Origin of the sequence: Streptococcus sp. NLAE-zl-C503 (genome assembly GCF_900104285.1) — a bacterium.
In the GTDB taxonomy this organism is placed as follows: Bacteria; Bacillota; Bacilli; order Lactobacillales; family Streptococcaceae; genus Streptococcus.
The window spans coordinates 697,175-712,149 of sequence record NZ_FNJT01000001.1; the positions used below are offsets into that span (position 1 = coordinate 697,175).

Below are 14,975 nucleotides of genomic sequence, written 5' to 3' on the forward strand. Positions count from 1 at the left end.
TGTCTTTCGTAGAATTTTATATTGTTATCAATTATAGTATGCTCCTTTTACTTGATAACACCATTATAACATTTAAAAATAAAAAAATAGGTTCTAAATTAATAGAAAGTATAATTCTAAAATTAGAATTTTCGTGATAATCCTATGAAATGTTACTTTTCTAATAAACCTGTACTTATTTCCTTCAAACTACACAACTCTCTAGTTGTTGTAAGTTTGTAATTGACTCAAAAGTATTCGATATAATTTCAAAACAGTATTTTACTTTATAGTTGACCAATAACATTTAATTCTAACTAAAAGAATCATTATACAAATCAAGCTACTAAAGAGGACTTTATGGTATACTAGTGATAATAAATTGTTATCGGTAGGAGATGTTTTATGTATTACGGTCGCGATACTGAAATAGAAGAATTAAAACAGCATTTTAAATTTTCCAGTAATGATAAAAATAGTTTATATATTATTAATGGTTTAAGTGGTAGTGGTAAAACCGAGTTAATCAAAGAGGTTTGTCAACAAGTTTACAGTCATGATAAAGAAGTCTTTATTCTCTACATTGATGTTATAAATGATGGGTTTGAAAGTAATAAATTTTTTGAAAATCTACTAAAAGGAGCCTATGTCCCAACACAATTCAGAAGAAATCTATGCTTATCAATACCTCAAAAATATTCGTTTTCAAATTATTTAAGAAAACAAAAACTAACAAATCTAACTCTGAAACATAGTTTTAGGTTAATCAGATCGTTTATTGCGTTCGATACAACTTACAAAAAAGTAATTGATTATCCTTGGGAAGAAGTTATTGCTGAAATAAAGGAGGGAATATTTGAAAATGATTTATATTTAAGATATTTCAGTCATACTTCAAAAAAAATCCGTCTTAATATTATTATTGATAATTATCAATTTTTATCTGAAGATATAAAAATAAAATTTGAAGATGACTTTAATACACTTCAAAGCGGAATCTCTTTAACTATTATAAACCGAACAAATGATAAGTTAAAATCGATTGATAAACTAGATACATTGGACAATTATACTCCTACTGTATTAAATTTATCGTATCTTACTGAGGATGAGTGTAAATTACTAATAAGAAATAAAATTGCTTTACTTGATAATATCAAATTGAATCAAATCTGGCAGATAACACAAGGTAATTATAAAGATATTGAATTAATTATTAACAGACTTATTGATAATCCAAATTCAGAATTATTTAATATTTCTGATATATATGACAAACTTCCAGATATTCAAAAAAATATACTTATCATATCATCGATTTTTCCTGCTGGTATGAGAAAAGATATAGTTTTTAACTACATTAAATCTATATTAGACGAAAATACTGAAGTAGCTGATTCTCTAAAATCCCTTATTGATGCAGGTTTTGTATATATTAATGGAGATACAAATGATAAAATCAAAATTTCACACGAATCAATTGTAAATGGTATTTTAAATCACACAAATGCTTCTGATCTTCAATTAGTAACCAACAATCTAAAAATATATTTAGAGCAAACTATCCTATCTATAGGAGTTGGTGGAGAGTTAGCCTATTTAATTCACTGCTTAATAAATATATGTAATATTGAAGAGTTGCGGCAAAATGTAGAATATATCAAACAGTTACTTGAAATCGAATACAGGAAAAATTCATATTTTTACATTGTATCTTTGAGTAAGAAGATACTTCATTTAATAGAATTGTTACCCGAAAAATACTTACATTATATATTGAACTCGTACCAGTGGATTTCTGATTTTAATGGAGGTTTAGCTATTTTAAACAGTCTTCAAAAAGATAATTATTCAAAAGATTTACAGCTATACTATCCTAGATTTCAAATTCAAAAATATGAATTTGAGGAGGCGCTAAAATCACTGGAAAAGTTAGAAAATTGCTCTGGAACATTACTCTACAAGCTAAATGCTTATGGTCATTTAGGTAAAGATCGAGAGGCAATTAAACTCCTTAATGAAAGCATGAATTCTGTAGAAAAAGACGACTTCTATTATATTATTTTACGAAATTCTGCTCATTATTTCCCAACTAAAGAAGCTACCGAAAATCTCAAACTAGCATTGGACTATTTTCAACGTAATGAATATCAAATACCTGTTGCAACAGTATATAATAATTTAGGTGTTGTTAATATATGGGACGGAGAATATGATGTAGCTTTAGAGAATCTAAATAAGGCCACAAAAATACTAAAAAAATATGATTCAAATGAAATTTTTGAACCATATTGTAATAAATCAATTATTTTTTTGATGAATAAAAATTATCAACAATCTCTGAAATTTATAAATAAATCACTTCAAGAATGTCCTAAAGCTTTGACCTTAGATATTAGGATGCTCAAGTTAAACAAATTAATTATTGAATTGATTTCTGAAAGAATCTCTTTTACAGAATTTCAAAATTCACTAAGAAACTTTGAGGAAGAAATTCCACTCATTGACGATCCTTGGTATAAATTTCAAATAGTATACAATTTACAACAGTTTGATGATATTCCTTTTGTTTGTGAAAAAACTTATATTGATGATTATCAAGACGGACTCACTAAATACTATCTGTTGATTCCTTACAAAAAATATAATTTCTGTATAGGTCTTTCTCCTAATTGGAGATATTAATTTGTTCATGGTACTTACGAATGAGATCTAAATATATGGAATAATCATATTGTTTATATTTTAATAAATTAGCTACTAGTTTAGCTAATTTTTTAATATCATCATCAGTATAGGATAAATTTGTAATTCCGATTGTTCCTAATCTTATTCCTGAAGTCGTCATTGGTCCGTGTGTATCATTTGGAATTTGATTTCGGTTAACTAATATTTTATGTTGAAAAAGTAGATTCTCTGCATCCTTACCACTCAAGTTTAGATTCAGTAGATTAACTAAAATTATATGAGTCTTTGAGTTTTTATAAACAACATCAACCCCCTCTTTACTTAATTGTTTTATAAACAATAAAGTATTTTTTATAACCTGTTGTGCATAATCTTGAATATCTATTGATAATAATTTGATTAAACAGATACATTTCGCAAATAATGCATTTTGTGTAGGACCTCCCTGTGTTCTAGGAAAAATTGAATTAGTTATTTTTTCTTCAAATATAGAACGATACAGTAGTACCCCTCCTTGAGGCCCACGTAAACATTTATCCATTGTAAAAGTAACGAAATCTACATATGGAAAAATCGACTTATGTAGCTTTGCCATAATATATAAAACACTATGGCAAATATCCGCTAAAATGAGGGTATTGGGGCTAACCTCTTTTATAATTTCATAAATTTGTTGATAATTAAATTCATTTCCATACGATGAAGCACCAATAATAATCAATTTAGGTTTATATTTATCTAATAATTCCTTTAATTCGATATAATCAATATTTAAGTTATGATCTAAGTGATAATATTTTACAGTACCTTTGCCTGTATAAGTGTGTGAAATATGTCCTCCGTCTTTTGGAGATAACGATAAAATATAATCGTCACTTTCTAAAACACAATTATAGACTATTTGGTTAGCCTGAGTTCCTGAATGTGGTTGCATATTAACTCTATAATCACCAGGATTTAAATCAAAAAGTTGAAGACACAATTCCTCTGAATATATTTCAATATTATCCAATGAAGTACAATGAGGAAAAAAGCGTTTTTCAACAGCTCCCTCTGTGGGCAGAGTAGCGAGAGGGAAACTTTGAATTTCTAATACTTCGGTGAATGGATAGCTAATACATGCAGCAAGATTTATTAGGCTATTCTGTTCTTGGTTATATGAATCAAGAATTTTATTTAACTTCTGATAGATTTCACCTTCAAATTTATTAATTTTATACACTGACTTCTCCTACCGATAACAATTTATTATCACTATACAAAGCACTCAAATAGGTTTATAATAGCATGATTATTGATAAAGGAGATTTTTATGGATTATAAACTTATTTCTACTTACTTAGATTATTGCAAAACTCATAAGCGTTTGAGTTCACACACGATTCGCGCTTATAAGAATGATCTTATGCAATTTTATAACTCAGACTATGATAATGTCGAATCCTATATAGAACAGTTGACACAATCTAACATAAAAACGAATACATTAAGAAGAAAAATTGCTTGTATGAAGGTGTTTTATAACTATCTAAAATACCAGAACATAATTGAAGAGAATCCCTTCAATCAATTGCGCTTTCAATTTAGAACTGAAAAAGTATTGCCTAAAACGATTCCGTATGGCATTCTGAAAAGCATTTTCATATATTTAGAACAGAAAGTAATTCTATCTAAAACTGATTATCAAAAACAACACGCTGAAAGAAATCTACTGATTATTTCACTTTTACTTTCAACAGGCATCAGAATTTCTGAACTTTGCCACATTCATCTCAAAGACATTAATCTTTCCAATAAGACACTCCATATTATAGGAAAGGGTAATAAAGAACGTATCTTATTTTTAGGAGATCAAAAAACATTAAATTTATTAGAAACATATATAAATAAAACAAAAAATGAATCAAATGATTTCTTGTTTCCAGGGAAACATTCACTTAAACCATTGTCAGAGCAAAGTGTACGTTTAGTTATAAAGAGAATCGTTGAACAAAATAACTTTTCTAGAACTATTACACCGCATATGTTTAGACATAGCTTTGCGACAATGCTTCTAGATAGTGATGTAGATATTCGATATATTCAACAAATTCTTGGACACAGTTCTATATCAATCACACAAATCTATACTCACGTATCTCATTCAAAACAAAAAGAAATACTTAGTTCTTTTAATCCCATATCAGTAATTCATTCTGAAATCGAGTAAGAGACATTTCCAAAGTCTACAGTTCAGTTCACTTCATCTTAAATTAATTTTTGTAGTTCTACTTTAGTTAAGACTTTATTCAAATAAAAGAAAATTTTATAAAACTATTCACTTCCTTCCGTCTTTCCTAAATCTCTCTAAATTCTTCTCCAATTGTTCCTTATGAAGTTGATTCTTAGCTTCCTTTAATGTGTCATCCAAAGTTTCTTCTCTATAAATTGCTTCTGTTTTTAGCTGTTCTGATTCTTGATCTAGAGTGAAAATGATATCTAACAGTCGATCTATTTTTTCAAGATCTTGGACAGACATATCAGATAGTCTATGAATTAGCTTTTTAAATACATCACTATTGTCTTGATTTTTCTTAAAAAAAGTTGTAAACATCTATAGCCTCTCAAAAAAAGCAGCCTCTTAAGACTGCTTAGTGTAATTCGGAAATCGCATCATAAATTGACTGCAATTTCTTATTGTCTTTATTCTTTGTATCAATCAACGTATATAGCTCTTCAATTTTCTTTTGACTACTTTCAATATCGCTATTGTTATCCGCAATCAGTCTTTTTAGATGTTGCTGATAACTTGTAGTAATATCTGTCTCTTTTCCTGTTCTAACCTCTGTAACTTTAGGTTTAGAACTAGGATTTGATTCCGTCACAGGTGCTTGTTTTCGCTTTTGAAAAGCTGCTTCATAATTTACATCATTACCTCCTTTATGATTTCCAAATAAGGCCGCAATTTTATCTGGATCTTCTTGATTTTCTGATTTACTTTCTAATGGTTGATTAAAATCCCAATTTTTTGTCATTCACTCATTTCATCCTTTCTAAATTCAGAATCATCGAATTGTCTTTCTTTACCAAAGGCATGGTCAAGAGCTTCTTCAAAACTCATGTGACTGATGCTTTGACGCCTTTTGAACGTCGCAAACATCGCTGTCTCCAGTTGTTCTTTGTAAGCAGCGAGTTTTTCTTTCTCTCTTGCTACCTTGCTTTCTTGCCTAGTGACTTTTTCTTCTAAGCGTTCAATAATGGTCATATACGATCCTCCTTCATTCTAATATTAGCTAAAACATCTTGATTTTGTTATCACAATTCTAAACATTGAGATGATTGTCTTACTGGTGGATTTCCAAATGTCTCTTTTACAGTCTCAAGCATAAATTGTAAATCTGATTTCTTTTCTCTAAGAATATCGTTCCAGTCTATTTTTTCTTTCCCAAATTCATTATTAGGTAAATCCAGTAAAACAGGCAATCCTGCTTGAGATAACTTATCAGAAAAATCTTTTCCTGCATCATCACAATCTACCGCCAGTGTCAATAAATCAGGATGATTATCAAAATAGGTAGTGGTATCACGAATTGTATTGATCAAAGGCAATAACTTTGAAGGTGTTACTGTATCTAAAAATTCCAACTTCTGATTTTCTTCAGCTATCAGTCGTAAAGTTTGATAAGCGATAACAGACCTTTTTAATCCTTCCATAGATACCAAACGAACATCAGATAGACTTTGTTGATGCAGTTCGTAATAGCTCATTAAGTCAATGAACGATTCACAAAAGACCAGTCTATTTGGTTTACCAATATCAAAGGATATTCCAATATGTCCATGGCTTCCTTTTAGAATCGTTTTCAGCCTCTCTCTAGGAAGAGAGTGATTCTTATAAATACCTTGTAAGCTTGCTGCCTGCAGCTTGTGACGATGATCAAAGCTTTTAAAAACAATAACAGGTTCAACAGTTTCATTTGTTTTCCAACTAGCTTGTGCTATCAAACCTTGTTGAATCATCTTTTCTATGATTTCGTCTGAGATTCCTCTACATTCTGTTAAATAATATCTGGCCAGACTACAGTTAGAATCTTCTATTCTCTTTAAAGGATAATAAAATGGTCTCTCCCTATTTTCTTGAACAGCTTCTTTTTGAAAAGGTTCTTCAGAAAAAAAAGCTAGAGCTTCTTTAAAGGAAATTCCCTTAACAAGTCGAACAAAATCAATGACATCACCTTGAATATCTCTTGAAAACCATTTAAAAGTATTGGTAGTTGAAAAAATCCGAAATGAATCGTGTTCAGGATGCTCATAAACACTGTTCGAAACTTGTTTAAAGGAGATACCTAAACGACTTGCTACATCAAGAATTGAGATTTGCTTACATTCCTCTATATTCATAAAACATCATCATTTTGTCGTAGTATTTGGCAGTGATGGAACAGATGAGGATTCTTCCAAAGTTTTGGGAGTGGCCTTATCCAAATCATCCAATCCAGATTTCCAAACCTGTACTTGATTGACCAATAACTTACCTGGTAGTTTCGAATAAGACAACTTAACCGTTCTGGTTTCTGTCTGATTGGTCTTTGATTGGTTGGCATTCTTTAAATCAGATACATAGGTTACATTATAAGAGACCATGGCAATGGCTTGATTCGTAGTCTGATTGACAAAGATATCAGCTTTTTCAAAATGATAATCCAAAATATAGTCCTTATACACTTGGTTCATGGCATCGTTTTGACTTGTTAATTCTTGAGAATAAGCCGATTCAGTCATATAAGGTTGAATACGTGTATTATTTTCTCCGAGCTTTTCTTTCGTATAGTACTGAGTCAAAAATTCTTTTACAGTATCCGATGACAAAATGCTGGCTTTATCTTCTGCTTGTTTATCCTCTACAAGTTTAGCTGCAGCCAATTCAATCTCTTTACGACTTTGTTTAGCAGTCGAGTGTTGACCAACAGTATATCCCATCATGAGAATAAAGCTAGTTGCAGCCACTGCTCCAACACTAATTAAGGCTTTAGTTTTGACTTTATTTAACATCTTAGACCTTCTTTCTATAAAAACTAGGTCAAGAATAGCAGATAAATCTTGAAAAAAGTATCACAGAAGTAAAAATGCCACCCGAAGGTGGCCAATATATATTACAAATTTAGTAATCCGTCTGATAAAGTTTTTTATACAAACCATTTTTCATATTCAATAGTTCTGTATGACTTCCTTGTTCTACAATTTCTCCTTTATCCATTACAAAAATCTGGTTAGAATCGATAATGGTAGAAAGTCGATGTGCAATAACAATAATTGTAATATTTTGTTCTTTAAATTTCTGCATAATCTCTTTTTCATTAACATTATCTAGATAACTTGTGGCTTCATCTAAAAGTATTATTTTGGGTTTCTTAACTAGCGCTCTTGCTAAAATAATTCTCTGACGTTGCCCTCCTGACAGATTCATTCCCATTTCTGAAACTAAAGTATTATACCCCATGGGCATTTCCATAATTTCATCATGGATATTAACTAACTTACAAATTTTTGTCATTTCTTCCTCTGAGACTGAGATATCTCCAGCAATATTCTCATATATGGTTTTATTAAATAAAGTCATGTCTTGTGGGACAATGCCAATTTGTTGACGAAGATACTGTTTATCCAACAAATTATAATCTAAGTCATCAAATAAAATACTACCTGAGGAGGCTGGAAATAAACCTATTAATAATTTGGAAAGTGTACTTTTACCTGATCCAGAAGAGCCAACAATTGCTACCTTCTCACCCTTCTTTATTTCAATAGACACATTAGAAAGTACTTTTTTACTATCTCTAGTATATGAAAATGAAACATTTTTAAGTGTGATTTCCCCATTTAAGTCGTGTTTCACTACACCATTTATCTCAGTTTCTTCACCTAAAATCTCTAAAATCCGAGATAAAAATGTTTTGCTATTGTAGAATGCTACAATTGTATCAAAAATACTATTAATCTTACCAAATAATAGAGATGACAAAGAATATACTGCAAAAATCCCACCTAACTTATTACCTAAATGATTATCTGGCAACAACATAATAAATAATAGGATAAATGGAGATATAAAAGTGATAATTGAAAATAACGAATTAACAACACTTGAAAACAATTCACTGGCTCTATATCTATAAAGATACTTATCTAAATAACCTTTCCATTGTTTAAACGTTCGAACTTCAAATCCTTCCATTTTTATTCCCATCATAGAATAAATCATTTCGATTTGTTTATTTTGGAGATCATTCTGAGCTATCACAAAAGATTTACTTTTTTGTTCCAAATTTTTTCTAGTCAATAGAAGCAACAACAAATTTACTACCACTAACATAAGAGCGATAATCGCCACGAAAAAATCAATATATAGAAAGTAAAACAAAATACAAATTACAAAACCAATATCTAATATTCCTAGTACAACCTGATTTGTAAATAATTGCCGAATTCTACCCAAACCATTTATAGAATAAATTAAATCACCACTACTTCTAGTAGAGAAAAATTTATATGGTAATTGAAACAAACGACCAATTACACTATTATTCAGTCTTTTATCTATATCGTTTGTCAGATTAATAGAAAGATATCTCTGACCGAGCATTATAATAAAGTATAGTAATGTAAAAATAATAAAATTGAGCGCTAAAATTGCTGGATTAAACTGATTGCCACCTGTGGCTTGATTTAATAGCTGTTGCGTCCATATAGGCAGAATAAAGCTAACCGCATAACTTACAAAAGTTAGAAATAACAGAGGTACAAAATAATGCCAAGATTGCCAAAGTTGCGCATAAATCTCTCCGTAATTCTCTTTTGATTTTTGTTTTATTACTCTATCACTACTAGAAATACTAATTAAAAATTCTGAGAAACCGGCTGAGAACTCATTTAAATCATATCTTAGTTTTCCGAGTTCAGGATCAATTACCCAAACAAATTTAGAAGTTACTTTTTCTACAACAACAAAATGCTTACTCTCCCACAATGCAATGGCTGGAACTTTTATCTGTTTATATACATCTGGTCTATCTTTTGGAAAACGGAATGATTTCACTTTAAATCCCATATTTTCTAACAGTTCAATTAAATTTTGAAAACTAGTTCCATCCCTCCCTGTTTCTTTTAGATTTCTCAGATCTTTAACGGAAATTTCGTGATTATAATAACTTGACACCATCGCAACACAGCATAATCCACACTCTGTTTTTTGGTGTTGTTCGATAAACGGGATGTTTCTTTTCATATCTAACCCCCATTAATTTAAAAGTAGTATATCATTTAATCTAGTCCTACTTTTTCTATCATTAGCCATCAATATTCCCATTTCTCCTGTCAAAATCCCCCAATCATCACATTCATAAGTTTCTTTATCCCAAAGATATGAGATACTTTCAGTAGCTATTCTATTTTCTATATCAACAGAATAGCCTAAAATAGAATCTAAAATGACTAGGTTCCCGATACTTCCATGACAGATTGAATTATCTAAAGTAGGATCTTGATTTAAAATTTTATTGGAATAATCTTGAACTTCGGTCTTTAAAAATTTGTCAGGAAATTCATTAGTTTCTAAATAGTTCTTAGCATTAACGATTCCCACAATACCATTACACCATGAATAATACTTGGCATTTTTTCTTAAAGGAAAACCTTTTTTTCCACATAGTAACGAACGCTCTTTGTCAAGATATTCTTTTATACAAGAAATAATGGAAGTTTTTACATCAGATTTGCATGTGTTAGATAAAGAATATCTATAAAGTTGCGTAATAATGCCATAATTACCATGAGCATATCCAGGATCATTTTCAATCCAAAAGCCATCTTTTTTATATTTTTCTAGTATTTTTTGAACTATACCTTCAGACAAATTCTGAGTCAACTCAGTTACCCGAGAACTATCGAGCATTGTTTTCTGGATTTTTATCAGTACTCCTAAAATTCCTGCTAAACCACCTATTATATCTAAATTATCAATATTTCGTAGATGTCTAAATGTTGACGACAATGTTTCATATATAATCTCTTCGATATCTTCATCAAATAGAGTACCTTCTTCTCTCAACACACACAATGTATATAAGTATCCATATACACCAGTAAAAGCACCTAACTGGTGTACAGGGAAATTCCCTTGTAATTCTTTTATATAGTTATTGGTATAATTGATAACCCCAGGTAAAAGCGTCCGTAATCTAGTATCATCTATGCTTGTTATCCCCAAAATCATACCAGAAGTTCCACTGTATAGACTACAATCCATTGGATATATCTCATAGCTTTTATTCATAGCCACCATCGCTAACCAACTAGTCTCATTATTAAATTTAAATTTAGCTGATGAAATCCGATTGATTATTTTTGAAGTAATAGTTTCAGTATTCATGTGTTCTTCAGATACTCTAGATTTCTTTGGAAATAACTCGCTCCCCATAAAAGCCATATTTATAATTCGTTTTTGTCTGAGTAAATTATCATCTGATAAACTAGTTATTCTATTTAAAACCTTATTAACGATACTATGTCCGTCTAAAGCACAAATATATCGACCTAGTCCATTATGAATTTCATTGCTACTTGTATTCGCATAAAATATTGGAACATCACCTTTTCTAAGCTGGCAAACCTCATCTTTCATCATAACATTATCAAAAAGATTAGCAACATCACCATATTCAAATAAACGAAGCAAATACATTTCAAAATCATATTTATTTTTTAACAATTCTGGGTGATGGCTTGTTTCAAGAAATTGTACATAAATATTGGTATTTCGATAAATATATCTCGTCTCACAATTTTCAAAATATTTAACGATCATCCTAGAAACTATATTTCTATTTTGTAAAACAATTTTGTAAATAGTTTCAAATCCTCTTTGAACTTCGTTGAGGTAACTAGAACACGATACGTTTTTTCCTTTATATCTTACTGTGCTAGGGAAATCCCCGACTATTTTAAATACTTTTTCAATTCTAATTTCATCAGTCCCAACATTAGCCAGTTGATGGGATAAATAAGGTGATTCTCGCCTTTCACCTGAATTTAATGCTCCAATTTCCATTCCTTTGTCATTATTTACTGAATAAAGGTTCATTGGTAATATTCCCACACTATAAACTGAGTTAGTTACAAAATTATAAATATTTTGTGCATTTGAAGTGATATTTACAGGCTCACTGAAATGCAATATCGTCTCATTATCAATAAGATAAGGATGTTCTTGACAAGCTAAAATGTTTTCACCATGATAATCTTTAGCACCAAAAATATGTAAAAATGCTAAAAGTTTTCCCATATTTGTATAATAAGCTTCTACCTCCTGAAGTGAATTGCATTCTTTCTCTTCTATAAACTCTACAAAGCTATAAGAATCTTTACTCAGTGTTTTAGGGACGAATAATAATTCTGAAAGTCCAAAACGATGAGCAAATTCTTTAGAGAATAAGTTTAAATTAACATCGATAAACATATTTCTTGGTTTGTAAACTAGCTTTTTCTTAGTATTTAATTTAAGAATACAAACACTCTTACCATTAGAGTGAGTATCGCCAGCATTAAAATCAATACTCGATAATTTTAAATTCTTATAATTAAAATAACTTTCTAGGTCAATTAGGTTCTCTTCAAAATGGAGAATAATTTGTTCAATATAGTCTAAGACGTTAGAAATCTTCTTATCTAATAACTCAAACAAGACGGGATACTTTTTATAAAACTCCAATATATAATCTCTGTCCTTTAATAAAGTATTGATAAAATAATTGTATCTATTTTTACTATCTTCACCTTCTAAACGAGACGCTCTCCTTAAATCATTAATCTCTAAGACAACCGTTCTATAGCTCATATTCATACAAATTTCAAAAAATACTGATTCAATATCTAGAATAAATTCATTTGTATTGGTTATACATTGCGTTTTATTTAAAAAGCTAGATAATCGCTCTAAGTATTTAAAACAAATTGGTTTAAATAAATCTAGCCAATGAATACTTACTCTGAGCTTTTCCTGAGGGTTATATTCATCATATAAGATTGTTCCTAACTCTCGCTCAATATAATCTTTTCCACACTGCTCGTACTGAAGAAATTTTTCTTCCCAATCTTGTAGACTATCTCCAGAGGTAGTCTTTAAAAATTCATCTAACTGCTCATCATCTTCGATATTATTAAATAAACTTAACCATTTTTCAGATACAATAGACATAATGATCTCCTCCTTAATTACTAATAGATTATCAAATTTACCGTTTATTAGAATGAGTAATATGTGCAATTTTTGTAAATAAATTAAAAAAGCTGCATCTTCTGCAACTTTTTAATCTGGTGGAAAATAGCCCAACTGCTCAGCTATGTGAATCGCCTCCTGCCTGTTAGTCACTCCCAATTTTGAAAAGATATTGGCCAAGTGATTGGAAACTGTACGTTTACTCACATAGACCTTGTCACAGACATCATCAATGGTCAAGCCATTTCTAACCAGTTCTAGTATCTCGATTTCTCGTGGTGTTAGCACCTCTACCATCACTTCATCTGAAAAGACCTTACCACCTAGATAAATCTTTTCCAATTTTTTAACCAACTCATCTGGGTTCATACTTTTGTCCAGAAATCCATAAGCTCCCATAGCTTTAGCTCGGTGTTCATACATTTTTTTACTGTAACCTGTCAAAATCACAACCTTACTAGAACAACTATTGTCGATAATCTCTTGTGCCAAGGTCAGCCCATCATCTTGATACAGACTCGTCAGGTTGATGTCAATCAAAATAATGTCGTAGTCATTAAAAGCAATCTCCGAAATAGTCGAAAAATTATCCACTAACTGGACCTTTTTAATGTTTTCCGATAACTCTAAAATCATCTTGATACTTTGACTAAATAATTTATGATCATCAATTAACAAAATTCTCATAACACAACTCCTTATCAATCGGGAGAGTAATTTCTACACGAAATCTCTTATTATTTTCAAAAATCTGCATCTGACCACCTAAAACACTAATTTTATTAAACATATTTTTCAAGCCATAACCTAAGGATTTTTCTGTTTGAAGGCAGTCATTTTCAGAAATTATAAAAATAGCGTCATCATGCACATCAATCTTCAAAGAAATCGTTCCACCACTAGCGTACTTAACGGCATTGGTCGCCAATTCCTCAACCAGACGATAGACAATTTTATCGTAAGGAGATAAAAGCCTAAAGTGGACAGGAAACTGTGTGACGACTTCATTTTCTGCGTGATAGCGCTTGACAATTCGATTAATCAGCCCTTGATACTGGATGTCTAACTGCTCGTCTGTTTCTACCATTGGCTGATAATAATCCATCCGCTCACGAATCCGCTGAACCAACTCCTCTGTCACCAGATTGATCTGTTCACCAAAAACTTGATTGCTACTATATTTATTGAAATTTTTTATTGCAATCACATTTTGCAGGATTTCATTGTGAAGAAATTCGGAGAACTGTTGTTCTGTGTCTTCATTTGCCAGCAGATTTTTCACCATACGGTTACGCTTTAAAAAGAGAACTTTTACATAATCCCTAGCATCTAGCATTTCAGCAGAACGAAAGAGGCGAATCAATTCTTCCGAACAAATCCCGAACAATAGTAACATGATATTCAAGACCAAAAAGCTCGTGTTTAAATCTAGACGAAAGATGATGAAAATACCTACTAACAAAAACATAACTAGTAAAAATAAGTGTGAAAAAGCTTTTATATAGGACAATTTTAACTCTGATACCTTTTTTTGAAGAGAGCTGATAATAGTTTTGAAGTGTAAAAAAACTAAGATGCCAACAATTTCCAGATACCAGGCTAGGTTCATCACTCCTGAGCCCGTCGTATTGATATACAAAAAGAAATAAGAAAGAGGCAATATTAAAGCTAATATCCACAAATTTCGTCTCTGATACTTGAGTTTACTTTTCAACTCTTCATGATATAAAATAAATAAAATCAAGGGAACAAGGTTTAAAAAGAAAGACGCAAACAAGGACAGAAAGAGAAAAATTGAAGGACTTAACAGATACGAACTAACGGTGATTAGTGTCAACACAAAGGACACACTCATCAGTTCTTCTCCTATTTTCTCTCCCAGAAAGAGAATAGACAGAGAACTATACACCAATAAAAAAGAGTTGAGCGGATGAAGGATATCAAAAAAGTGCAACAGGGTGCTCGTAACTCCTTGATTAAATATGGATTGCCAGCTAATGAGAAACATCATCAGGAGCAACCAGAGTTTCAACTCACTATAACGAAAGGTCACAAT

At 30.6% G+C, this 14,975-nt stretch carries 12 protein-coding genes; 2 read left to right on the top strand and 10 right to left on the bottom strand.

Translation table 11 applies throughout. The annotated features are described in order from the left end of the window. The first annotated feature begins 384 nt into the window (after positions 1–384). On the top strand, positions 385–2,664 hold the full coding sequence (locus BLS46_RS03470; RefSeq protein WP_084972553.1) for a tetratricopeptide repeat protein: 2,280 nt from the start codon (positions 385–387) through the stop codon (positions 2,662–2,664). Here BLS46_RS03470 and BLS46_RS03475 read toward each other — a convergent pair. Further along, positions 2,648–3,889 carry an aminotransferase class I/II-fold pyridoxal phosphate-dependent enzyme gene (locus BLS46_RS03475; RefSeq protein WP_084972554.1) on the bottom strand — a complete coding sequence of 414 codons (1,242 nt, stop codon included), beginning with the start codon at positions 3,887–3,889 and terminating at the stop codon, positions 2,648–2,650. The genes BLS46_RS03470 and BLS46_RS03475 overlap by 17 nt on opposite strands. Before the next feature lie 90 nt (positions 3,890–3,979). On the opposite strand from BLS46_RS03475, the gene BLS46_RS03480 reads away from it, so the two are divergent. Then, complete coding sequence (locus BLS46_RS03480) at positions 3,980–4,876, top strand: tyrosine-type recombinase/integrase (protein WP_084972555.1); 897 nt, start codon at positions 3,980–3,982, stop codon at positions 4,874–4,876. Between the two features lie 108 nt (positions 4,877–4,984). Here the strand turns inward: BLS46_RS03480 and BLS46_RS03485 are convergent, their stop codons facing one another. The 9 genes from BLS46_RS03485 to BLS46_RS10010 form a co-directional block, all read right to left on the bottom strand. Further along, the gene (locus BLS46_RS03485; RefSeq protein WP_048791717.1) at positions 4,985–5,260 is read right to left on the bottom strand and encodes a hypothetical protein; all 276 of its coding nucleotides are present in this window, start codon (positions 5,258–5,260) and stop codon (positions 4,985–4,987) included. 37 nt (positions 5,261–5,297) lie between these two features. Next, positions 5,298–5,681: a DUF5945 family protein gene (locus BLS46_RS03490; RefSeq protein ID WP_048791718.1), complete on the bottom strand. Its 384-nt coding sequence runs from the start codon at positions 5,679–5,681 to the stop codon at positions 5,298–5,300. Beyond that, complete coding sequence (locus BLS46_RS03495; RefSeq protein WP_084972556.1) at positions 5,678–5,911, bottom strand: DUF5965 family protein; 234 nt, start codon at positions 5,909–5,911, stop codon at positions 5,678–5,680. Before BLS46_RS03495 ends, BLS46_RS03490 begins: the two co-directional genes overlap by 4 nt. A 50-nt stretch (positions 5,912–5,961) precedes the next feature. After that, positions 5,962–7,047 carry a toprim domain-containing protein gene (locus BLS46_RS03500; protein ID WP_048791720.1) on the bottom strand — a complete coding sequence of 362 codons (1,086 nt, stop codon included), beginning with the start codon at positions 7,045–7,047 and terminating at the stop codon, positions 5,962–5,964. A 9-nt stretch (positions 7,048–7,056) separates the two neighbouring features. Beyond that, the gene (locus BLS46_RS03505; RefSeq protein ID WP_048791721.1) at positions 7,057–7,698 is read right to left on the bottom strand and encodes a hypothetical protein; all 642 of its coding nucleotides are present in this window, start codon (positions 7,696–7,698) and stop codon (positions 7,057–7,059) included. Positions 7,699–7,807: 109 nt separating this feature from the next. After that, a complete protein-coding gene (locus BLS46_RS03510) occupies positions 7,808–9,931 on the bottom strand; it encodes a peptidase domain-containing ABC transporter (protein ID WP_048791722.1) in 2,124 nt (707 codons plus the stop codon). Between the two features lie 12 nt (positions 9,932–9,943). Continuing rightward, complete coding sequence (gene lanM / locus BLS46_RS03515) at positions 9,944–12,898, bottom strand: type 2 lanthipeptide synthetase LanM (protein WP_048791723.1); 2,955 nt, start codon at positions 12,896–12,898, stop codon at positions 9,944–9,946. Positions 12,899–13,009: 111 nt separating this feature from the next. Continuing rightward, on the bottom strand, positions 13,010–13,606 hold the full coding sequence (locus tag BLS46_RS03520; RefSeq protein ID WP_084972557.1) for a response regulator transcription factor: 597 nt from the start codon (positions 13,604–13,606) through the stop codon (positions 13,010–13,012). After that, positions 13,587–14,315: a sensor histidine kinase gene (locus BLS46_RS10010; RefSeq protein WP_239682820.1), complete on the bottom strand. Its 729-nt coding sequence runs from the start codon at positions 14,313–14,315 to the stop codon at positions 13,587–13,589. Before BLS46_RS10010 ends, BLS46_RS03520 begins: the two co-directional genes overlap by 20 nt. Positions 14,316–14,975 lie beyond the last annotated feature (660 nt).